The following is a 22,306-nucleotide window of genomic DNA, read 5'->3' as shown; positions in this document are numbered from 1 at the left end:
CACGATAGATTAATAACTATAAGATGGCAACCGGCTAGTGCGAACGGATGCCTTTGTTCAACGAACATCATTAAGCTAACGGGCAGTTTAGTGATGGTGGCTACCGCCAAAAGTCTTGGAATCCCTTTAAAGAAGAGAAATACACTTAACATCAAATTTTGGTTATATCGTTTTAGAAGATTTCTACTAGTAAGTCATAAGTCCATTTCCATTTTTCTTCATAATCGGTTCTAAGCGCCGATTTTAATTTCGTGAAACAATTCAAAAAAACGGCCGCTGTTCGCATCGTTTGCGACAGGCCGTTTTTTTGTTTTTCGTACGCTAGCTTCAAATTGCTATTCTTGCCAAACACTCATAGGGTCCCATGGCTTGATCTGATTGCCATATTTTCCGGCCAAAAAAGCTTTCATGTCTTCCAGCTTAGCAGGCACCTCGTTCCAAATTGGAAGGGGTGGTAATCCTCGTTTGCTTTTCAATAGGATATCAACTGTAACATACAAGCGTTCTGGCTGAATCCAATGAAGGAAGCGGGAAATATCAATTTGCTTGGTCAGGGACAAGGAATCAATTTCGTCATTGTAATGCTTGTTGAACTCGCTGATCAGGTTCAGGAGGTAATCTCTCTGCTCCTTCACGAAGTCCAGGCCGCAGATGGCGCCATGTCCTGGAACAACGATTTCGGGTTTAATTTCATCAATAATGCGATCAAGCACTTTAATCCAATTGAGGGTTCCCTCTTCGCTGTACGCCGTACAACCGTTAAACACGACATCGCCGGCGAACAGTACTTTTTCTTTTGGCATCCACAGCAGCAAGTCACTGTCAGAATGGGCCGGAGCTACGTTGTAAATCATAACTTCCGTATCGCCAAGACGGATGTTGATATCGTCCTTTATCTCAATATTCGGGAGCACCCATTCTACGCCTTCCAGGTCGAATCCTTCAAATTCCGCTGCAAAAAACCGCTCGCCCGAAGTCGATTCCGGAGAATCCTTTCCTCTTCTGATGACGCTGTCCATCCAGGCGATATTTTCGGTGAGACGCTCTCTGGACGCTTCCTTGTGCATAATAATGCAAGCATCTTCAAACACTTTGTTTCCCCAGGCATGGTCGCTGTTATAGTGCGAGTTCACCACATATGCGGGAGAGCCGCCGTTGCTTACTTCCATAAAAGCCTCCCGCATTTCCCGCGCATGGAACAAATCGAAGAACGTGTCATACACCAGCCCATCACCCTTGTTGATGAACCCGGCATTGGCCCAACTGATGCCGCGATACGGCGAAATACCGGCAAAGACGCCATCTGCGACTTCAAAAAATTTAACGCGAGGTTTTTGGATAATACGTCCATACTTCATGAAAATTCTCCTTTGCGTATATGTTTTTGGGGTAAGGCATACTGACTATGTCTTTATTATAGAGAATGGAAAACAGAAATGCAAGCGTGTACTTGCATGCATTTGTTCTATGCTATATGATAGTAACAGAACAACATCACACTACATGGATGGAGGCGCTGCAACATGAAGCTAGTAACCTTTCAAACCAAGACATCCCAGGAACCTTTGTTTGGGCTTGTAATTAACGAGAAATTTGTCGTGTCTTTTGCGGCAATCATGAAACAGCAGGGAACATTCGTTGACAGTCTTGAAAGTATGGACAGCTATCTTCATTATTTGCCGGCAAGTTATGATGCCGCTAAGGAATTGATGCAATATGCTGTCGAACAGTCGCATCAATTCAATGAAAATGAAATCTGCCCGATTGCAGCGGTAAAACTGCTGCCGCCGGTTCCGAATCCGGCTGCGCTTATCGATTTCGGGCTGACGCCAAGACATCTGAGAAATGCTGGCGTAAATCTGCTGCAAAGAGAATATACAGGGCCGGAAAGAGAAGAGCTTAAACGAAAAATTGCTGAAAAATTCCAGCAAGATCCAAATAAAGTAACTTTCAGTTATTACAAGTGTAACCATAATGCATTAATTGGCGATGGGGATACGATTCATTGGCCTTCGTACTCTTCCTACCTGGATATCGAGCCAGAGCTGGCCTTTATTACAGGGAAGGGGAACTGCATTGCAGGTTATGTTATTTTTAACGACAGTACTGTCCGCGATGTGCAGTGGCCGGATTTCCAGGCGCTGACCGGACCGACGCGCTGCAAAGATTTTGATCGCAGCAAAGGAATAGGACCATTTCTGGTTACACCGGATGAAATCGACAACCCGCTGGCACTGGATGTGGATGTACACATCGGGGAGAGACTGCACTGGAAGGGAAGCACATCCGAGTATTCTGCACACCCTGCAAAAGTGATAGAGGAGGTTCTCAAAGTTTTCACGCCGCTCCCGGGCACGATTATAGGAATGGGGACGATACCAGATTGCTGCGCAATCGAGACCGAACAATGGCTGTTACCCTCTGACCGAATCCAGATTACATTCGATAAATTAGGCATGCTCACACAATTGGTGCCTGATCATGTCAAGATTACGGAACCAAGCCGCTGGGAAAAAAGAAGCGATTTGCCTTAAATAAACGTTTATGAAATGATGAACCCCGACCCTGCTGAATATGCAAAACTTGTAGTAGAATGGGTTTAACATATACAAAAGGAGATATACAATGCATACTTCAGACAGAATCATTGAAGCCGCGACACAGCTCATCAAAAAGAAGGGCTATCGGGGAGTAAGCACCAAAGCCATTGCAACGGAAGCTAAAGTCAATGAATCTACGATTTTCCGGCAATTTGGAAGCAAGCAAGGCATATTGGAAGCCATCATTGAAAGACATTCGGATATCCCGCAATTTGAGAAGCTGTTAAAAGAGGAAGCGACCGATAATCCTGAAGTCGATCTGCTGAATGTAAGCCAGCAGTACCGTTTGTTTTTCCATAAAAATGCGGACATCATATTGATTGGCATCCGCGACAAAGGAATGCTTCCCGAATTGGACAGAGTGCTGGCCGATCCGCCGGTGAAGCTGCACTCCTTGCTGGTTGAATATTTTGAACGCCTGCAGAAGAAAAAAGTTATAGCCAGACAGGATGAGCGTCTTGCCGCCATGTCTTTTCTCTCGATGTGCTACGGATTTCAGATGAGCGAGCTGATTCACCGGCAATATCAGTCCCAACTCGTCACCGAGGAAGAGTTCTACAAGCACAGTGTCTCATTGTTTGTTAAAGGAATTTTGTCTCAGTCATAAGCTTTGTTGATTTATTTAAATATGCCGAAGACTGCTTGCGCAACTCTAACTCTAGAATAATTGAAAGAAGATGCACAAAGATGCTCAAAAGCTCGTTGTACTGCAACCGGGACATTATTAATTTTCAAACACCAAATAAAGCCTGTAGCCGGAAAACTGAACTATGACCGAGAGATGGACACTTTTAAAAAAAGTGCCCTCTCTGAGAGCCCTGCAAAAGCCTTGCTTTTGAGCAAAAGAGAGATTCAATTTGGAAATGTAATCAAGAATGCTAAAAAGCAGCTCGCTCCTCATACGAGGGCGGACTGCTTTTGCTCGACTAGCTTTACCATTCGATTCACATTCATAACAAATGCTGTGAGATACGTCTGTATTCGCATACGAAATAGACCTCGGTACTTGGCTGTTGCCATACCGTGGAACCTCTTCATCTCTGCATTTTTATGTTCAATAACCCGTCTGCATTTTTCCGTATTAATGTAGAATTTATACCATAAATATGGTGATCATGAAATTTACGAGTCAGAACTTTATGCCCATCTTCACGGGGCTCTTAATGTTGGTCTCTCTACGAATGAAGTCGTTGAAGCGATTACCCATTGCATATCCTATACAGGTTTCCCACGCGTACTCAACGCTATTTCTGTAGCAGTGCGTGTGTTTGAGGAACGAAATGTGAAAGTAGAGACATCACAAGAGCAGGAATGACAAACCTGACGATGAGGATCGAATGTCTTTACACTTTGAAAACATGTCATCGCATTCATGTCTATTCCCCAGGATCCCGAGAAAAGAAATGGTATGGTTTATAGTTTGTTAGAAAATAGGAACCTAAAGGAAAAATAGTGAACGAAATTATTAGTTTATTAGCGGAGCCTGGAGAGAAACTAGATGAACCAGTTCTCAAGTATGTTTACTACATAGGGAGAGCAGGTTTAAGGGTTAGTGACAGTTTACTTAAACTGCAATTCGATCTAGATGGAAAAGTGGAGAGTCATAGGATTACCTATAGTTAGTAATTCTCATATAACTTCGCTACGCTAACGGGAAACGATAGTTCTAACGTGACGACAACTTTATTTCTTCATTACCTCTTTAAATCAACTACTACAATATAGAAAATGAAAGACACTGTAATCTTTAAAGATACAGTGTTTTTCATTTTAATGATTTAAAGATTAATTCTCCAAGTTATATAATTTGGAGCTGTTTTTACACATAAATCAATTAATTCAATTGAATTAATCAAATGAATGAATTATACTTGCCATGTAACAGGTTCATTCATGACATCTATTGGAGGGGAGCCATTCTCATGTATACGGTTGGATGATGACAAAAGGCAACGATCAGCGATGAACTCTGGAAAGAAATAAACGTTAGGAGGAGAAAGAGGTATGAACAATCAAGATACTAGAATCCCTACCTACTCACTTGCGGAAAGAGATCGTAGATGGAACATTGCAAATCAACTAATGAAAGAAGAGCATGTGGATGTATTGATTGTGTATGGAGATCGAGAAGGTGCGTTCCCTGCTGTATTTAACCCGGACACCTACTTTACGAATGAGCGTCCAGGTTCTATTGTCATTTTCCCTAAGAATGAAGAGCCGATCTGTGTTGTCTTTTTAGCCACTGCTGTGGAAGATCATATTCAAGCTCGATATACGAATACGCAAGGCTGGATACGCCCGGAAAATATGTATGTCGGAAAAATGGGTGCGCACATCGTCAAGATTATGGAAGAGAGAGGACTTACAAATAAAGCATTTGGTGTGATTGGCTTAGAGCCTTATCCTCCCTATTACTTTGATGGAGCCATTCCCTATAATACTTGGCAAATGATCCTAAAGGGATTACCGAATGCGACCTTTAAGCCTGTGGGACACAAATTTTTCGCACTGTCTTCTGTGAAAAGTCAGGAGGAGATCGAGGTATTAAAATGGTCTGCGAACGTTGGGGAAAAAATGTGCCAGGCGATGCTTGAGGCAACGAAGCCAGGCGTGAGAGAAAATGAGATCTATGCGGCAGCGATGAATGCTTGTGCGACCCATGTCGGCTTCACGACAACGATATTAATGGGATCAGGACCAGAGTTCGTAGGATGGGGACTGCCCGCATGGACATATCGACCAGAGGAGCCGCGGGTGATCCAAGAAGGAGATATTATTTTGGCCGAGGTATTTTCATCATTCGGAATGCTAGAGACGCAGCATCAGCCTTCAATCGCTGTAGGAGCTGTGCATCCGGATTTCGAGCGGGCGGCAGCGGCAGCGAGACAATCGTATGAAAACGGAGTAAAAGAGCTGCGGCTTGGGGCTACCTTCGGAGACGTGGTCAAAGCGATGAATGAGCCGATGCGTGAAGCAGGGGGCTGGCACGTTCATCCGCTTATTCATTCCATCAGTCCATTTGGCCTTATTGGGGTTGGTGATGAGATTGCACGGTTGCCTGAGGCGAGAGAGTACGGGAGAGTGCTGCCGATTCCTAATATAGGGTTAGAGACCGAACTCAAGGCAGGAATGGTGTTTGCATTTGAGCCGAATTGTGCGATTGGTAAGAAGGTCATTAATCTTGGCGGAACGGTGATCGTGGGTGAAGCTGGGGGAATTGAATTAAATAAAAATTCTACTCAGCTGATGAGGGCAACTTGGTAAAATAGCAAAAGGGTACATAGAGAAGAGTGTTTATGTCTTCGTTACGTACCCTCTTTTTAATGAGAATAGCCGCTGCATGTACGAATCGACATCTCGCCAAGCTCCTTGGCGATCAAAGCAACGTGTGCTTCATCCAAGTCCTGAATCCCTTGGCGTCTGAAATAGGTTTCCTTCGCTACAGAGAACGCAACCGATTGTCCAACAATGGCATGTGCGATTAATATCGTTTTTGGATCTTTTGCGTCTAGATCCATTAATTTACCCACCAAGACGGCAATCATCTGATGTAGTGGCTGGAAGAATTGTTCATACAAAATGTCATAAGCCTCTGTAGGCTGCAGCTGTTCTCTTGCGATAAATACACTTCTTGCATTGGCTTCATGATTGCCAATCATCGTCTTGGAAAATTGCGTCATGACTTTATTAAGAGCTTCTGCGGCTTCTTCTTTTGACCGTTTCTCGATCTCTTCTGTCTCAATTAGAGCCTGCTTCAAAAAATCATCATGAACGGCTGCTGTCAAGCGACGGGCAACCGCTAAGTACAATCCTTTTTTTCCGCCGAAATAATACGGAATCGCCGATTGGTTCACACCAGCTTCATCTGCAAGGGTCCGCGTACGTACGCCTTCATAGCCATGTAATCCAAAGATCCGCAGCCCTGCATCTAATAAACGAGTTTGGGTAGAGTCTTCATTTCCTTTATTCATATCGCTGCTTAGGTTTGTATTCAATGTCCATTCCTCCATACTGTTGAGTATAATTAATTCAAATGAATTAATCAATTGAAACAAAAGCATGGTACGACTTATTTTCGTTTATGTTTAATTACGCATGGAATGGAAGATTGAGGTATATGGCGGGCTGTGCTATGATCTTACCATAATTCGCTAGAGCTGTTAGTATACTTGATCAAAAGATAAAGGCCTCTTGCTTGGTTAGCAAGAGGCCTTTTTGCTGTGTAAGGAGGAGAGTTTTTTTGTTTTTTGCTATAGACGATGAAAAGAGAAAGTAATTCCTATTTATAGATTGTTAAGGCTACATCTTAAATGAAAAATGGAACAATGTTGTAACGTGTTGCGAAGTGAGCAGGTTCCTGCCGATTTAAATGCTGATTACAACTATGATAACTGGAATCGGTGGAGGTGAAGTAGCTGAAGATCTGAATATTTCAGAAGTATATGTAAGGATGATTGAAAACCGAGGAGCAAAACCCGGACGTGACACAATGATTAAATTTTCTAGTATATGGTCTTGGACTCATTACCTGATCTTTTTTAATCATAAGTAATTTATCTAACACAAAATATACCTTGAGGGGATGTATCACCATAGTAAAGGCAATAGTATCTGGGGGCGCATTACTTGTTTCAATTTACATTATCGCTACATTTAATTTGACGAATTCTCTTTTAATCAGTGTTTTGATTATTAGTCAACTTGTAACATTATTCTTTACGGCTTATCAAACCATAATCTCTACTCTCGGAATGTTGTGGAAACGTGGCACAGGATACTTGAATAATACCGTAGGGCGTAGGTATGCACTGGTTGTATGTGCTCATAATGAAGAGCAGGTTATAGGTGACATCGTAAATAACCTACAGCAATTAGACTATCCTAGAGAGTTGTATGATATTTATGTCATTGCTGACAATTGCTCGGATAACACAGCGCGTATCGTTCGTGACTTGGGAGCCATTGCAATGGAACGTCATGACAAAATTAAAGTCGGTAAGGGTTACGGCATCGAGTGGTTTCTTGACGAGTTATGGGGATTAGAAGATGAAGGTAAGCATTATGATGCTGTAGCTATTTTTGATGCAGACAATCTTGTTACAACAAACTTCTTAAAGCAAGTAAATACAAAAATGGATGCCGATCATGAAGTAATCCAAGTCTATATTGACAGTAAGAATCCTAATGATACATGGATAACACGATCTTACGCTTTTTCTTATTGGGCAACAAGTAGGATTTATCAGTTAGCTCGAGAAAATATCGGTTTAAGTGCGCAACTAGGCGGTACAGGTATGGTCTTTAGTGCTTCGGTATTAAAGGAGATGGGATGGGAGGCAAAGTCACTCACTGAGGATCTTGAGTTTACAGTTAAGTATCATTTAGTAAGAAATAAACGTGTAGCATGGTTGCATACGGCGAAAATTTATGACGAAAAGCCATTGAAATTCAAGCAGTCTTTTGCTCAGCGCATTCGATGGATGAAAGGGCATTTTGACTGTGCATTTCGTTATTTCAAGCCTTTAGTTAAAAACATAGTTAAAGGAAATGGTTCACGCTTGGCTTCACTCGATATTTTGATTTACTTAATACAACCAACAAAGATCGTGTTAGCTACGAGTGGCTTTGGATTCTTTTTTTTATCTTTATTTGATCCTTTGCCAAATTACATACAAAAATATGTTTTGAACGTATGGTGGGCTATACTTATCCCTTACTATGCCCTACCATTTTATAGGCCTTGTGCTTGAAAAACAGGGTAAGAGAGCATGGTGGTTTATTCAGACATATTTATTCTCATTATCGTGGATTCCCATTGTAGTTTATTCCTTTTTCCGCAGGAATGAAAAAACATGGAATCCTACACAGCATACACGTTCAATGAGTATTGAAGAGGTCTTTAAAGAAGTTAGATAAATGTTTTTAATAAGCTTTGTCTATTGTATTGAAACATCCTGGACGGATTGAATAGCTTGTTCAGGGATAGGTTCAAAACGTGGAATGTCTTTTATGTAACAGCCAACTAAATATTCGTTAATTGTCAGAGGACAACAACATTTACACATAGGGACCGCGTAGATACGCGGTTTTATTTATTTAAGGAATCGGAGAATTATATGAAGGGATATATAGACCGGAGCGGTACAATCTTATGGCCGCCTCATAATAAATTTTAGTTGCCTAATCAGATGAACTTATAGATTGCAAATGTACTAAATTAGGGGATTATCTACACAACATCCCCCTTTCCTTGTCAATATGTGGTAAGTTGTAAAAGAAAGGAGACCTTTAAATGTTAAAAAAATTTATCGAAGCTTCTTTAATTGATCTCCGTATCAAGGGAAATATTAACTATACGTTCAATCTTAGTGATTCCAATTACACTGTCACTTTCTTGGAAGAATTAAAGGTGTAAAATGGGAGAATTATCAGACAGCGGTAAAAAGGATGAACAAAAATGGGGAGTGGGTAGTTTATCACCCGTTTTCTCTATTTTAGGCACATTAGTAGGTACCATTCAAACAAAATCATTGTCTCAACTAGCAACAAATTTTCAAGCATTTTCAAGTGTGAAAAGTTTATTAGGAATAGGATTGATTATCTTATCTTACATGTTAGCTAAAAATTATCCTAATCATAAATTTTCTGCAGTAGGAAAAAAAATCGCTATTTTTTTATTTTATGCTTTTTTAATTATTATAAGTATTACAACATTATTTAATATATTGATTTCATAATTAAAAGGCTATTAGAGTAATTTCCAATAGCCACGTTTCGTGTCGGAGGACAAGAACTTATATTCATAGACGATTAGATGGTTGTGTAAATGTTACTCGGCATCGGCATCCGATATAATGGCTGCCGATTTTTCATCTAACAAGGAGAATAGGTTGATTAAGTTCACGAATCTGACTTAACATTTACCGGTATTCAGTCGATAAATATATTAGGTCAATAGGAATTATTCGACACAGGAGGGACAATATGGATTACTCAAACTTAGGAAAACAATTTATAGGTGGGGAATGGAGAGAGGGCAAGAGCGGTAAAACACTGCCTGACATCAACCCATATAATGATGAGGTTATCACCGCTTTTCAAATAGCCAGCATTGCAGACATTGACGATGCTTATCAGGCTGCCTATAAAGCTAAGGTGGAATGGGACAAGGTTAACCCGTACAATAAACGCGACATCCTTGAGAACGCTGTTAAATATATTGAAGCGCATGAGGAAGAAATTACGTCCATTATTATTCAAGAGCTGGGTGGAACGCGTCTAAAGGCAGCATTTGAGATCGGTCTTGTGAAAAATATGATTAAGGAAGCGGCAACGTTCCCGCTTAGAATGGAGGGTAAGATTTTGCCTTCTACAGAGGATGGTAAGGAGAACCGTCTGTACCGGATCCCAGCCGGCGTGGTTGGGGTTATCAGTCCGTTTAACTTCCCTTTCTTCTTGTCTATGAAGTCAGTTGCTCCAGCGCTGGGTGCCGGCAATGGCGTGGTGCTGAAGCCGCATGAGGATTCGCCCATTACGGGTGGAACTCTGATCGGCAAGATTTTCGAAGAAGCGGGTGTACCGAAGGGCCTATTGAATGTTGTGGTGACAGATATTAAGGAGATTGGCGATACGTTCGTCGAGCATCCGATTCCAAGAATCATTTCCTTCACGGGTTCGACTAAGGTCGGAAGCCATATTGGCCAACTGGCAGTTAAGAACTTCAAAAAGCCGCTACTGGAGCTCGGCGGGAATAGCGCATTCATTATCCTGGAGGATGCGGATATTGACTACGCGGTACAAGCTGCGACATTCAGTAGATTCACGCATCAAGGCCAGATCTGTATGTCGGCCAACCGTATTCTTGTACAGAAGACGATCTATCAGGATTTTGTGGATAAATTCAGAGAGAAAGTCTCTACGCTTACAACAGGTGATCCGAGTGATCCGCAGACCATCATTGGACCAGTCATCAACAACCGTCAGGCAGAGACACTGCAGAAGCTGATTGAAAAAGGCATTGAGCAGGGCGCTGTTCCCCTGGTGCAAGGTAAGATTACCGGGAGAATGGTAGAGCCTACAGTCCTCGTAAATGTCAAACCGGATATGGTTGTAGCTCAAGAGGAGTTGTTCGGCCCCGTTGTGTGTATCATTCCGTTCGAAACGGAAGAGGAAGCCATTGAAATTGCCAACGATACGCGTTTTGGGCTTAGCGGGGCAATTCACACCTCCAATCTTGAGCGTGGTGTAGAAATAGCGAAGAAGGTCCACACTGGTATGATCCATGTGAACGATGTCACGATTAACGACGAGCCGATTGTAGCTTTTGGCGGAGAGAAGCAGTCCGGTTTGGGCCGTTTGAATGGGGAATGGAGCCTGGATGAGTTTACCACGATGAAGTGGATTTCGGTTAACTACGGACAAAGGAAATTCCCGTACTAAGGGCTGGGGGAGAAAGCATGAATAACGTGACTGAAGGGCAAACACAGCATGAGCTGATCAGAGCCTTTGTAAGGGTAGCTCCACTGCTGAAAAGTCTCACTAATGATGATATCACAGTTGGCATTTATGACACGGAGAAGCTGATCATCAACATTCCGGGCAATACCTTCTCGCTGAATGTCAGCCCGGGGGACCCGCTTATGGAGGGGGACATTGTAACAGATGCGATTAGGAATAATACAGCTTTATCGGCTGTCGTTCCGAAAGAGCTGTTTGGTTTTCCGCTTGCTGCACGCGCGATACCGCTGCATGACGAGCAGGGCAGGGTTATCGGCGGTGTAGGCATGGGTACAAGCCTCGAGAAAGCGAATAAGCTTTTTGAGATGGCCGAGAGCTTTTCCGCTATTGTCGAACAGACAACTGCATCCATTGAAGATATCAGCCAATCTGTTTCTCACCTTACCGACCGTGTAACCGAAGTAACAAACCAAATGAAGGACGTTAGCTCCAGTGCGCAGCAGATCGGTAAAATTTCCACTGCTGTTAAGGAGATTTCGGATCAGAGTAACATGTTAGGGCTTAATGCTGCCATCGAAGCGGCAAGAGCAGGGGAAGTGGGAAGAGGCTTCTCAGTCGTTGCCGATGAGATTCGGAAGCTGGCGACGAGTTCTAAAGAGAATGTGGACCAGATTAATGGCATCACTAAGAATATTCAGGAACTTTTGCTGGGGTTAAATCATGCTTTTTCTGATATTCACACTCTAACCGATAGCCAGTCAGGGGCGATTCAGGAATTCACTGCAACGATCCAGGAGATAAGTATTAAAGCAGAGGAATTAGCGCAGGTTGCTGAAGAAACACTTTTTTTAAAAGAAAACAGTCAATAGGAAATCAGAATTCTCCTCTTATACTCTAGTCTTGTCTACTGACCAATAGGACTGGGAAGAAGAAATACAGCTATCATGTATTTCTTCTTTTTTTTTTGCCACTTATGAATTGTCAGAAAAAGAGGCGCGCCGGAGTCTATAACATGAAAGCAATTATATTTTAGAAAGAGGGAAAATACATGTTATCTTACATTGGAAATGGCGCGTACTGCTATGCAAACTCTTTATCCATGCTTTTGGAGACGATTGGTGAAAAGGTGTCACCTCAATTACTCGAAGTGCTCTCTGGCGTAGGGATCGGGGCGACATGGATCGAGCAGCCAAAGTTGCTCTTTTTCGGAGAAGTGGTTCCAGATCGAGGTGTTAGCCATGCGCTCGAACTTCTTGGCTATGAATGGAAGGAGATATCAGGTGATGTAGAGGGTGAGCCGCCTTTAGAAGAATTACGGCGTGATTTGGAGTGTGGACCTGTTTTGCTCGGCCCCCTTGATATGGGGCATCTGACTTATAATCCAAACGCAGCGTATTTGGGTGGTTCCGATCATTTTGTACTCGCTTATAAGATTGATGACAATGCGATATATCTACATGATCCCGCAGGATTCCCTTATGTAAGCTTGCCATTATCGGAGTTTGTTTTAGCGTGGAAAGCTGAGTGCATCATTGATCGAGTCTTCTCTTATCATTATTGGGCAGCTCCTAAACGTAAGGACAGTCCGTCAGAGGATGAGATATTTGCGAATGCGGTTCGTTACTTTCAAGAAATCTATCAAGCAAGTGCATCAGCTACTCCTAACTCCGAAGTGTTATATGGAAAAGAAGCGATCCTGCGCGTAGTAAAACGGATCAAGGAAGAAGAAGGGCTCATGCCAGCGGAAATTGCTCATTTCTCTTATTTTGCTTTCCAACTAGGGGCGAGGAGAGCTATGGATTATGCTGAATTTTTAATCAAGAATGCTCCTGAACTAGCTGCGATCAAAGAGAAGCAGGCAAAACAATTCGGACGTTGTCACACTCTGATTGTGGAGAAAAATTTTCAAGTACTCGCCGATGCCATGCATGAGTTAGCTGATATGGAAGAAAAATTTCGTCGTGTAATTTGTGAAAGTTAATTCAGTTTGTTTTAAAAAACTCGATCTTTCGTTGAATTGAACTGTGACCCACAAGAAGGACACTTTGAAAATAGTGATCCTCTTGTGGGTCTTTTGTGTTTAAATCGGAGTAATGGAAGGGAGCGGATTTCATTGCCAATCAGACAATAGACCATCAATTAACGGCTAACAAAATCATCTTGATAAATATTGGATTCAACAGATTCCAATGTTCATGGATTATAGAAATATTTGTTCTTTCACTTATAAACACTTATTGAATTTCTAGTATTACTTATATATACTTAAATAATACATTCAAATGCTTAACTAAGGAGGGCATCCAGTGTGTTTCAAGAAGCTAGATTATTGAAAATTCTTGATTACTTAAAACAACATCAATCAATGAGCGTTGGAGAAATTTGCTCGATCTTTCAAGTATCCAGAGATACGGCGCGAAGGGATATTGTCAAATTGGTTCAAGAAGGTGTCGTTGTTCGGACGCATGGAGGGGTAGCTCTTCCAGAACTTCAGAAGGAGCTCTCTTCCTATCAAAATCGTCTCGTTGAGGAATCCACCAGCAAAAACAATATAGGTATGCTTGGAGCTAAGCTGATTCGCGATCATGAGACGGTATTCTTGGACGTATCGACAACGGTCCAATTTGTCGCGGAACATATTCAGGCGAAACAGATTACTGCCGTTACACATTCGATTGATAATGTAGGCATTCTCTCCAAACGAGATGATTTGAGCATTTATGTGCTTGGGGGCTATCTGCATACCCAGAACCGCCTATTATATGGTCCTTCCGTCATCGATAAGATTAGTGAAATTCGAGCAGATAAGGCGTATATAGGGGCAACGTCTATTCAGCCAGACGGACTCTATTATCCCTATGAAGAAGATGTTCGAGTGAAGAAGGAAATGGCCAAGCAGTCGGATCAAGTGATCCTTGTTGTGGATCATACGAAATTCGCATCAAAATCAAGATTTAAGTTAAATTTTGACTACGTGGATATTATCGTAACAGATCAGTCTATTTCCAGCGAGATGAGAGAAGTATTAGATCAGAAAAATATCACACTGATTGAATGTACAACAAATAATCCTCAGGACGGAGCTGAATAGAGATGAACAACAAAATCATTCAACATGTCAACGTATTGCTTCCACATCAAATACTACCTTCCGCTACAGTCTGGGTCACAGACGGGAAGATCGAGCGAATTGAGACGCAAGAAGCCCCGCAATTCGACGAGGGGTACGAACGGATAGATGGCAATGGGATGTGGCTCATCCCTGGGATGATAGATGTTCATATCCACGGAGCCAATGGCTACGATATGATGGATGGAACGGAGGCAAGTATTCAAGAGGTATCACATACATGTGCTACAACCGGATGCACGTCGTTCTTAGCGACATCCGTAAGTTCAACGATAGATGATCTGCTGAACATGATTCGCAGCGTGAAATCGGTGATTGGTCGTGAGCAAGGGGCGAAGATCGCCGGCATTCATTTGGAAGGACCCTATTTGAATCCGAAGCGTAAAGGGATGCAGAATGAGAAGTATCTTCGTCATCCTGATCTCGATGAAATGAAGCTTATTTTTCAGGAAGCCGGTTCACTCATTAAAATGGTGACGATTGCTCCAGAATTACCGGGAGGATTAGAGCTGATTTCCTACTTGAAGGATCAAGGGGCTGTCATTGCCGTTGCGCACTCCGACGCCACGTATGAGGAAGCGAAGGAAGCATTTGGAGCAGGTGCAAGTCATGTGACACATTGCTTTAACGGAATGAGACCGATTCATCATCGAGACCCCGGTCTGATCGTTGCCGCATTCGAGGAACCGCATGTAAGTCTGCAAGCGATTGTCGACCAAGTCCATCTTCATCCTGCAATCATCCGCCTGATGCATCGCATCAAAGGGCCGGAAGGGATGGTGCTGATTACAGACGCGCTTCAAGCGATGGGACTGGGCGATGGAGAATACCTGTTTGGCGGCCACCATGTCACTGTATCCGAGGGGATTGCAAGGCTAGCGGACGGTACTTTGGCATCGAGCACGGTGACGATGAATGAAGCGTTGCAACTAACCGTAGAGAATGAAATATCCTTCACAGATGCTGTACAGATGGCTTCGACATCGCCTGCTCGTATTCTAGGTCTGTCGAACAAAGGGAAAATTGAAATCGGCTACGACGCGGATCTCGTGCTCCTCAATGAGAAGTATGAAGTACAATGGACGATGATTGAGGGGCAACTGGTCTAATTCATTACTACAACTGTAGAGTGAAAGTTAAATCTAGCTGACAACATTTATCATATTTATTATGTTAAAAGTTATATTAAAACGATTATGTGTACAATAAGGAGGCTTACTAAGTATGAGGTTTAAAACAACTGAGTTGAGAAAACTCAGTTGTTTTTTGTTTTTCTTGTCCCAACCTAAGCACAAGAACTGTCTAATGACACGAAATTACCTACATATTTAATGTTGTCGGAAGACAAGAACATTGGCTCATTCCCTACTGAATTATTTTAAGGATAGCATCGGCACCAATTTGAATTCGATACAACAGGAAAATTTTACGGAATTAGAAAGAGTCCTCAGGTAATAATCTCTTAATCCACCTGTATCATCAAATCTTAATCTGTATTTTCCACCTGAGCTTCCCCATAGGTCTTGTGCACAAGCTCATGCAGTCTGATAGAGGATTGCATGGGTTCTTTTTGACCATGATCCGCAGGCAATGCGGGTCATTTTTGTATGTAACAAAAGCGAGAATGTTCTACACAACGTATGTTGACATTATCGGACTACAATTGTAGCATGTTTTGTGACTGCGTATGTAGTTTTTGAAAATTGACTTTGGAGGTTTCATGCATGAATCAAATACCAGCGATTACGGATGCAGAACTGGAAATCATGCGCGTCTTATGGGCCAATCCGAATTGCCCTTCCAGTGAAGTGGTAAAGCAAATGACGGATCGAATGGGATGGAGCCCGAATACGACCCGGACGCTCCTCAGTCGTCTGGTGCAGAAGGATGCGGCGGGGGCGAAGCTGGAAAAGGGTTCGAAGCGCACCCAATTATTTTATCCGATCATCAGCGAGCAGGAGTACCTGAGAACCGAAACCAAATCCTTCATGAAAAAACTGTATGGCGGAGCATTAAAGCCGATGCTGGCCAACTTTTTGCAGGATAAAAAGCTGAACGCGCAGGAAATCGAGGATTTGAAGGCTTTATTTGACGAGAACCGGAGCGACGGAAAACCAGAAAAGAGAGATACCTGATGAGTCCATCATTGCATACAAGTTTATGGTCGGTTTTTGGCTAGGTGATTCGCGCGCATCGTTCATGGCCGGTATCCTGATCATGCTTGTCCTTAGCCTGCAATTTCTGCTGCGAAAAAGACTTGAGGCCAGATGGAAGTATTTGCTATGGTTGCCTGTGGCCATTAGTTTGCTGCTTCCTTAGGCGCCGGAATCTTCGCTCAGCTTATACAATGTTCTCCCTGTAGAAGACGTAGCACTCGGTATTCATCAGCTAAGTCAAGGACCGCCGGTGTGGCATGAATTGCGGAAGGAGGCAGGGGAAGAGAACGAATTAGCAGATCATGAACCTGTTTCTTTTAACACGGATATATCTTGGGGATTTGGATCAGTTTAGCATTCACTATGTATTTAAATTTCTTATTAATTGCTACTTTGGGAAACGCATGAAAGCGATCGTAACATGAAAAAGGGCTAAGTCAAATATTTGACTTAGCCCTTTTTCAATTGTTACGGAATGCGTAGCATCATCCAAGCTACACTTACTGATAACGCAACAAAAAAAACGGCTAACGCCGTTATTCACTTGTACGGTTTAGCGTACGTCTGATGGCTCGTCCGCAAGCTTAAGTTTATCGTTGAGCACATTATCCTCTAGCACGCTGAATTTGTCCCCGTATACTTTCGTGATATGTTTTTCACCCCATGCACAGAGCATATCCAGAATTCCGCTCAAACTCATGCCGTAATCGCTCAGCTCATATTCCACTTTAGGTGGTACCTGGTTATGGATAATGCGGTTGATAACGCCATCATCCTCCAACTCCCGCAGCTGCTGAGTCAGCATTTTTTGCGTGATATGAGGCATGAGACGCTTCAACTCATTTGTTCGTTTACGACCATGGGTCAGGTGACACAGGATCACACATTTCCACTTGCCTCCGATGACTTCCAATGTCGCTTCTACTGCTATGTTGTATTTCTTCGCCTGCATAAACATCCTCCCATTCTTATGGGCACTAAAAAGTACCTAGGGTACTGACAGGTGCCTACATTACAAAAAAGTACGTTCTTCACACAATAAATGATATAGATCATAATAGCATTTGCCAGCTGGACTACACCATACTCAATATTTTTACATTATACAAGCAAGGCATTGGACAGGAGGAAATTATCCATCATGGTTTTAGATAAAAAAAGTAGCATGTTTGCGCTGCTGGCGCTTGCCATTAGTGCCTTTGCTATCGGTACTACAGAGTTTATAAGCGTGGGGTTACTTCCGCTGATAGCGGAAGATATGAATATTTCAGTGACCACTGCTGGATTAACCGTTTCGATGTATGCACTCGGCGTTACCTTCGGTGCACCGATATTAACATCTTTAACTTCAAGGATGTCCAGAAAATCATTGCTGCTGTGGATTATGATCATTTTTATCATAGGAAACAGCGTGGCAGCCAGTGCATCATCCATTGGCATTCTGCTTGCTGCACGCGTGCTCTCCGCCTTCTCCCATGGCGTATTTATGTCGATCGGTTCGATCATTGCAGCAAGCGTAGTATCAGAGAACCGCAGAGCATCTGCTATCTCCTTTATGTTCACGGGCCTTACGGTAGCAACGGTTACCGGTGTGCCGCTTGGAACATTTATCGGTCAGCAGTGGGGATGGAGACTAGCATTTGTCACCATAATTGTGGTCGGTATTATTGCATTTATCGCGAACTGTATACTTGTGCCTTCGGAATTGCCCAAAGGGGAGCGCACTTCATTCCGAGATCAGGTCAAGTTGGTGACGAATGGCAGACTGCTGCTTATGTTCCTGATCACCGCATTAGGTTATGGAGGGACCTTTGTTGTCTTCACTTATTTATCTCCATTGCTTCAGGATATAACCGGCTTTAAGGAAACCACGGTGGCCGTTATACTGCTTGTGTATGGGATTGCCATCGCTGTCGGTAATGTTATCGGCGGGAAGGCAGCCAACCGGAATCCGCTCAAAGCTCTGCTCTATATGTTTATTGCCCAAGCGCTGGTGCTGTTCATGCTTACGTTTACGGCACCGTTTAAAGTGGCCGGTTTAATCACGATAATCCTAATGGGTTTTCTCGCTTTCATGAATGTGCCGGGATTGCAGGTATATGTCGTTATGCTGGCTGAGCGGTTTGTCCCGAGCGCCGTGGATATTGCTTCAGCTATCAATATTGCCGCGTTCAATGCCGGTATTGCCATCGGTGCTTTCCTTGGCGGCTTGATCACGAATTCGATGGGCATGATTCATACGGCATGGATCGGAGCATTGATGGTACTAGGTGCTGTCGTGCTCACGGGTTGGAGCTTGAAGCTGGAACGAAAGGATCAGCAGAAGCAGCAGGAGCAAGCAGCTTAGATTGTTATTTTATATGAAGGGAGGTGGTGTCTTAAGCGTTCGGTCGGGGCTATTGTTAGGGAATTAACATTTTTACAAAAAATTATCGGAGGTTTATCAACATGACAGCAAAACACTTACAAGATACAACCACTTTATATAATGGAGTCAATATGCCTTGGTTCGGACTTGGCGTATTTAAAGTAGAAGAAGGACCGGAATTGGTACATGCCGTACGTACGGCAATCCAGCATGGGTATCGGAGCGTAGACACAGCCGCAATATACGGTAATGAAGAAGGTGTCGGGCAAGGAATTCGCGAGGGCTTGGCAGCTGTAGGTTTAAAAAGAGAAGATCTGTTTGTCACATCCAAAGTGTGGAATGCTGATCTGGGTTATGAATCGACACTGAAGGCTTACGAAGAAAGTCTTCAGAAGCTGGGTCTGGAATATTTGGATTTGTACCTCATACACTGGCCGGTTGAAGGGAAATATATAGAAGCATGGAAAGCGTTAGAGACGCTTTACAAGCAAGGACGCGTGAAAGCCATTGGCGTGAGCAATTTCCAGATCCATCACCTTGAACAGTTAATGAAGGAAACCGAAATCAAGCCGATGGTGAATCAGGTTGAATATCACCCGCGACTAACGCAAACAGAACTGCAGTCGTTCTGCCAGTCGAACGGAATTCAGCTTGAAGCCTGGTCACCCTTAATGCAGGGTCAACTGCTCGATCAAGAGGAGCTTCGGAACATTGCGGAGAAACATCATAAATCCATTGCCCAGATTATTCTGCGCTGGGATTTACAGAACGGCGTAGTGACGATTCCAAAATCAACCAAGGAACACCGAATTATGGAGAATGCAGCTATCTTTGATTTTGAATTGTCTGGTGAAGATATGCAGCGCATCAACAGCTTGAATCAGGATCACAGAGTGGGTCCAGATCCGGACAATTTTGATTTCTAAGAAATCCGCGTTTACGGCAACAATATAAATGTAATGAATATTGTGGCTCTCCTTACTTCCAGTAGCACTACCGGAACAAGGAGAGCTCATTCCTACATAGATGGAAGGAGAGAGAATCATGAATCTGGATTTACAGGGCAAAGTCGCATTGGTAACAGGTTCAACGTCCGGCATCGGCAAAGCGATAGCGATGTCTCTTGCCGCCGAGGGAGCATCGGTTATTATTAATGGAAGACACGAGGATAAAGTGAAACAAACAATACATGACATTCACTCGAAGCATCCAGATGCCGAGTTGCGTTTTGTCGTAGCAGATCTTGGCACGGAGGAGGGGTGCCATCTGGTCAGGGAAGCTGCTCCGGTTGTTGATATTCTGGTTAACAATTTAGGGATCTTTGAGCCTGCTGAATTCTTCGATATATCGGATGCGGATTGGTTCAAGTTCTTCGAGACGAATATTATGAGCGGTGTTCGGTTAACACGGCACTATCTGAAAAACATGATCAATCGCAATGAAGGCAGAATCATCTTTATCGCGAGTGAAGCAGCCGTTATGCCTTCGCAAGAGATGGCACATTACAGTGCAACCAAGACGATGCAGCTGTCCCTTTCCCGGAGCTTGGCCGAGCTGACAACAGGCACACGCGTAACGGTGAATACCGTCATGCCTGGATCAACCCTTACCGAAGGCGTTGAGACGATGCTGAATACCTTGTACCCGGATGAGAAGCTTACCATCGAAGAAGCCGAGCAGCGGTTTATGAAGGAAAACCGGCCGACGTCTATTATTCAGAGACTGATTCGACCGGAGGAGATTGCGGATTTTGTTACGTATCTGAGCAGCCCCAAGTCCTCGGCCATTAACGGTTCAGCACTCCGCATTGATGGGGGCTTGGTACGAAGCGTGTTCTAAGGGAAGAAAGCAGCTTGAATAATTACTTATGAGCGGTATTTCTGCCTGAAAGATTTGGGTTTGAAGCCTGTGTAGCGAATGAAGCATCGTATAAAATACGGAAATAAGCCGAACTGTATTGTCTAGTCAGTTCAGTGCTACTCATTTAATATGATTGACAGTTTATAAAAGGGAGCTCACACGCTGTATACTGCGGAGCTCCCTTTTGCCATACAGTGAAAGTTTCAGTGAGCAATCATAAAGCATGACAGATTAACGACCAATTAAGGTTTTGTTTTTATTGGGATTTTTTCAGATAAAGTTGTTGGAATAAAATTTGACTGCGAACTGTTTCCATGGTATAAACGGATTGGATACATCAATCCGTTTAATTTACATAAGGAGCGTCTGATTAATGAGCCCTTCATTGTCCCGCGAGAATTTTTTCATAACCGTAATCAACCAATTTGAACACCATCAAGTTAAGTTCGGGAGCCTAGAGCAGAAGCTGCAAGAACTTATTTTGGATATTGCTCAGGCTGTTCAAAACAAGTTGGGTCTTAACACAGGGATCATACAAAGAATCAACTGTGTGTTTAAAGAATATCAAGCCATTCAGTTGAAAGTGGGCATTGTTTCAAAAATGGATTCTTCTCCTCTGGATGAATCTGAAAATGGTCGAACACAGGAAGAACAGCAGCAAATTTTGTTATGTACAGAATTTATAGATGAACCACATCAATTGAGACGAATATACATGGAATCGTTAATAAGTTTACTTGAAGCCATGGAGAAGAACCGACTGGAATTACAACGATGTACTCAATGCAATAATTGGTTTATTCCTTATCAGCGTGCCCAAATTACTAAATTCTGCAGTTCTAAATGCCGTAATCGTTACAATTATGTCATCACAAAAGAAAAAAAGCAGAATAATAGCAGCGAGGAGATAAAAGCATGATTATCTTAAAAACGGATAAAGAAATCGAAATAATGAGGGAAGCTGGCCGAATTGTAGCGGAGTGCCATGCAATGCTGGAGCAATTGATTAAGCCGGGTGTTACAACCATGGAAATTGACCGATTGGTGGAAGAAAAAATACGTTCGCGAGGTGCAGTTCCCAGCTTTAAGGGACATCATGGTTTTACCGCATCGATCTGTACCGCTAAGAATGATGTCATTTGTCACGGATTTCCCGATTCGGTTCCATTGGTTGATGGCGATGTAATTACTATTGATATTGGTGCCTTTTATAATGGGTTTCACGGAGATTCTGGCTGGACCTACGCTGTAGGTAACGCCTCGAAGGAAATTGAGAATCTTATGAATGTCTGTCATCATAGCCTATTTCTTGGCATTGAACAAGCTTTCGCTGGTAATCGTATGGGAGATATCGGATTTGTGATAGACAGCTATGCACAGCAATTTGGGTACGGTAATGTTCGGGAATTTACGGGTCATGCTATAGGAAGGGAGCTATGGGAAGAACCGGTAGTTCCCCATTACGGTAGTAAAGGCAAGGGGATACGCCTGAAAAAAGGCATGGTTCTTGCTATTGAACCTATGCTGACATTAGGCGACTGGCGCTCCTATGTTGAAAATGACGGGTGGACTGCCCGGACAATAGATCATTCCATTTGTGTTCAGTATGAACATACTGTGGCGATTACGGAGGATGGGCCCCAAATTCTGACTGTGTTGTAAATTGGATTATTTATTCTAAGGATATGAGCTAACTTCCAGGGGGCAACGACCTCCATTCATATGAGAAGGTCGT

The 22,306-nt window shown here is 43.1% G+C and carries 21 protein-coding genes and 1 pseudogene; 18 read left to right on the top strand and 4 right to left on the bottom strand.

The window, feature by feature from the left end; translation table 11 throughout:
* Nucleotides 1-335: 335 nt before the first annotated feature.
* Entirely contained in the window at nucleotides 336-1,358 is a 1,023-nt protein-coding gene (locus MNQ98_RS16025) for an MBL fold metallo-hydrolase (RefSeq protein WP_241929154.1), read from the bottom strand.
* Nucleotides 1,359-1,523: 165 nt separating this feature from the next.
* Between MNQ98_RS16025 and MNQ98_RS16020 the strand changes: the two genes are divergently transcribed.
* Both MNQ98_RS16020 and MNQ98_RS16015 read left to right on the top strand, forming a co-directional pair.
* Nucleotides 1,524-2,534: a fumarylacetoacetate hydrolase family protein gene (locus tag MNQ98_RS16020; RefSeq protein ID WP_241929153.1), complete on the top strand. Its 1,011-nt coding sequence runs from the start codon at nucleotides 1,524-1,526 to the stop codon at nucleotides 2,532-2,534.
* 91 nt (nucleotides 2,535-2,625) lie between these two features.
* Nucleotides 2,626-3,207 (top strand): TetR/AcrR family transcriptional regulator, encoded by a 582-nt coding sequence (locus MNQ98_RS16015; RefSeq protein ID WP_241929152.1) that lies wholly within the window; start codon nucleotides 2,626-2,628, stop codon nucleotides 3,205-3,207.
* Nucleotides 3,208-3,497: 290 nt separating this feature from the next.
* Here MNQ98_RS16015 and MNQ98_RS16010 read toward each other — a convergent pair.
* Nucleotides 3,498-3,668 (bottom strand): annotated as a pseudogene (locus MNQ98_RS16010) (transposase); the annotation flags it as partial.
* A gap of 52 nt (nucleotides 3,669-3,720) precedes the next feature.
* On the opposite strand from MNQ98_RS16010, the gene MNQ98_RS29745 reads away from it, so the two are divergent.
* Together MNQ98_RS29745 and MNQ98_RS16005 are read left to right on the top strand one after the other, a co-directional pair.
* Nucleotides 3,721-3,915, top strand: coding sequence for a carboxymuconolactone decarboxylase family protein (locus MNQ98_RS29745; RefSeq protein ID WP_347272264.1), 195 nt, complete (start codon nucleotides 3,721-3,723; stop codon nucleotides 3,913-3,915).
* Between the two features lie 689 nt (nucleotides 3,916-4,604).
* The gene (locus tag MNQ98_RS16005; RefSeq protein ID WP_241929151.1) at nucleotides 4,605-5,864 is read left to right on the top strand and encodes a M24 family metallopeptidase; all 1,260 of its coding nucleotides are present in this window, start codon (nucleotides 4,605-4,607) and stop codon (nucleotides 5,862-5,864) included.
* 56 nt (nucleotides 5,865-5,920) lie between these two features.
* Here the strand turns inward: MNQ98_RS16005 and MNQ98_RS16000 are convergent, their stop codons facing one another.
* On the bottom strand, nucleotides 5,921-6,595 hold the full coding sequence (locus MNQ98_RS16000) for a CerR family C-terminal domain-containing protein (RefSeq protein ID WP_241929150.1): 675 nt from the start codon (nucleotides 6,593-6,595) through the stop codon (nucleotides 5,921-5,923).
* Between the two features lie 783 nt (nucleotides 6,596-7,378).
* On the opposite strand from MNQ98_RS16000, the gene MNQ98_RS15995 reads away from it, so the two are divergent.
* The 9 genes from MNQ98_RS15995 to MNQ98_RS15955 all read left to right on the top strand — a co-directional run bounded on the left by MNQ98_RS15995 (nucleotide 7,379) and on the right by MNQ98_RS15955 (nucleotide 16,506).
* Nucleotides 7,379-8,350, top strand: coding sequence for a glycosyltransferase family 2 protein (locus MNQ98_RS15995; protein ID WP_241929149.1), 972 nt, complete (start codon nucleotides 7,379-7,381; stop codon nucleotides 8,348-8,350).
* A 666-nt stretch (nucleotides 8,351-9,016) separates the two neighbouring features.
* The gene (locus MNQ98_RS15990) at nucleotides 9,017-9,337 is read left to right on the top strand and encodes a hypothetical protein (protein WP_241929148.1); all 321 of its coding nucleotides are present in this window, start codon (nucleotides 9,017-9,019) and stop codon (nucleotides 9,335-9,337) included.
* 247 nt (nucleotides 9,338-9,584) lie between these two features.
* Nucleotides 9,585-11,039, top strand: coding sequence for a benzaldehyde dehydrogenase (gene yfmT / locus MNQ98_RS15985; RefSeq protein ID WP_241929147.1), 1,455 nt, complete (start codon nucleotides 9,585-9,587; stop codon nucleotides 11,037-11,039).
* A 17-nt stretch (nucleotides 11,040-11,056) separates the two neighbouring features.
* Complete coding sequence (locus MNQ98_RS15980) at nucleotides 11,057-11,926, top strand: methyl-accepting chemotaxis protein (RefSeq protein ID WP_241929146.1); 870 nt, start codon at nucleotides 11,057-11,059, stop codon at nucleotides 11,924-11,926.
* A gap of 179 nt (nucleotides 11,927-12,105) precedes the next feature.
* The gene (locus MNQ98_RS15975; RefSeq protein WP_241929145.1) at nucleotides 12,106-13,038 is read left to right on the top strand and encodes a hypothetical protein; all 933 of its coding nucleotides are present in this window, start codon (nucleotides 12,106-12,108) and stop codon (nucleotides 13,036-13,038) included.
* Nucleotides 13,039-13,365: 327 nt separating this feature from the next.
* Nucleotides 13,366-14,148: a DeoR/GlpR family DNA-binding transcription regulator gene (locus MNQ98_RS15970; protein ID WP_241929144.1), complete on the top strand. Its 783-nt coding sequence runs from the start codon at nucleotides 13,366-13,368 to the stop codon at nucleotides 14,146-14,148.
* A 2-nt stretch (nucleotides 14,149-14,150) separates the two neighbouring features.
* Nucleotides 14,151-15,296 carry an N-acetylglucosamine-6-phosphate deacetylase gene (gene nagA, locus MNQ98_RS15965; RefSeq protein WP_241929143.1) on the top strand — a complete coding sequence of 382 codons (1,146 nt, stop codon included), beginning with the start codon at nucleotides 14,151-14,153 and terminating at the stop codon, nucleotides 15,294-15,296.
* Between the two features lie 615 nt (nucleotides 15,297-15,911).
* The gene (locus MNQ98_RS15960) at nucleotides 15,912-16,322 is read left to right on the top strand and encodes a BlaI/MecI/CopY family transcriptional regulator (RefSeq protein ID WP_241929142.1); all 411 of its coding nucleotides are present in this window, start codon (nucleotides 15,912-15,914) and stop codon (nucleotides 16,320-16,322) included.
* Entirely contained in the window at nucleotides 16,276-16,506 is a 231-nt protein-coding gene (locus tag MNQ98_RS15955; protein ID WP_241929141.1) for a hypothetical protein, read from the top strand. Before MNQ98_RS15960 ends, MNQ98_RS15955 begins: the two co-directional genes overlap by 47 nt.
* Before the next feature lie 390 nt (nucleotides 16,507-16,896).
* Here the strand turns inward: MNQ98_RS15955 and MNQ98_RS15950 are convergent, their stop codons facing one another.
* Complete coding sequence (locus MNQ98_RS15950; RefSeq protein WP_241929140.1) at nucleotides 16,897-17,295, bottom strand: winged helix-turn-helix transcriptional regulator; 399 nt, start codon at nucleotides 17,293-17,295, stop codon at nucleotides 16,897-16,899.
* Between the two features lie 189 nt (nucleotides 17,296-17,484).
* Here MNQ98_RS15950 and MNQ98_RS15945 point away from each other — a divergent pair, with 189 nt between their 5' ends.
* From MNQ98_RS15945 to map, 5 genes are all read left to right on the top strand, one after another.
* On the top strand, nucleotides 17,485-18,690 hold the full coding sequence (locus MNQ98_RS15945; RefSeq protein ID WP_241929139.1) for an MFS transporter: 1,206 nt from the start codon (nucleotides 17,485-17,487) through the stop codon (nucleotides 18,688-18,690).
* A 101-nt stretch (nucleotides 18,691-18,791) separates the two neighbouring features.
* Nucleotides 18,792-19,637, top strand: coding sequence for an aldo/keto reductase (locus tag MNQ98_RS15940; protein ID WP_241929138.1), 846 nt, complete (start codon nucleotides 18,792-18,794; stop codon nucleotides 19,635-19,637).
* Between the two features lie 118 nt (nucleotides 19,638-19,755).
* Nucleotides 19,756-20,550 carry an SDR family NAD(P)-dependent oxidoreductase gene (locus MNQ98_RS15935; protein WP_241929137.1) on the top strand — a complete coding sequence of 265 codons (795 nt, stop codon included), beginning with the start codon at nucleotides 19,756-19,758 and terminating at the stop codon, nucleotides 20,548-20,550.
* Between the two features lie 394 nt (nucleotides 20,551-20,944).
* Nucleotides 20,945-21,490 carry a hypothetical protein gene (locus tag MNQ98_RS15930; protein WP_241929136.1) on the top strand — a complete coding sequence of 182 codons (546 nt, stop codon included), beginning with the start codon at nucleotides 20,945-20,947 and terminating at the stop codon, nucleotides 21,488-21,490.
* Complete coding sequence (gene map / locus MNQ98_RS15925) at nucleotides 21,487-22,233, top strand: type I methionyl aminopeptidase (protein WP_241929135.1); 747 nt, start codon at nucleotides 21,487-21,489, stop codon at nucleotides 22,231-22,233. The genes MNQ98_RS15930 and map overlap by 4 nt, the downstream gene beginning before the upstream one ends.
* Nucleotides 22,234-22,306: the final 73 nt, after the last annotated feature.

Origin of the sequence: Paenibacillus sp. N3/727 (assembly GCF_022637315.1) — a bacterium.
Lineage (GTDB): Bacteria > Bacillota > Bacilli > Paenibacillales > Paenibacillaceae > Paenibacillus_AQ > Paenibacillus_AQ uliginis.
Note: the sequence above shows the minus strand (reverse complement) of the source record. Positions and strands in the feature narration are given on the sequence as shown.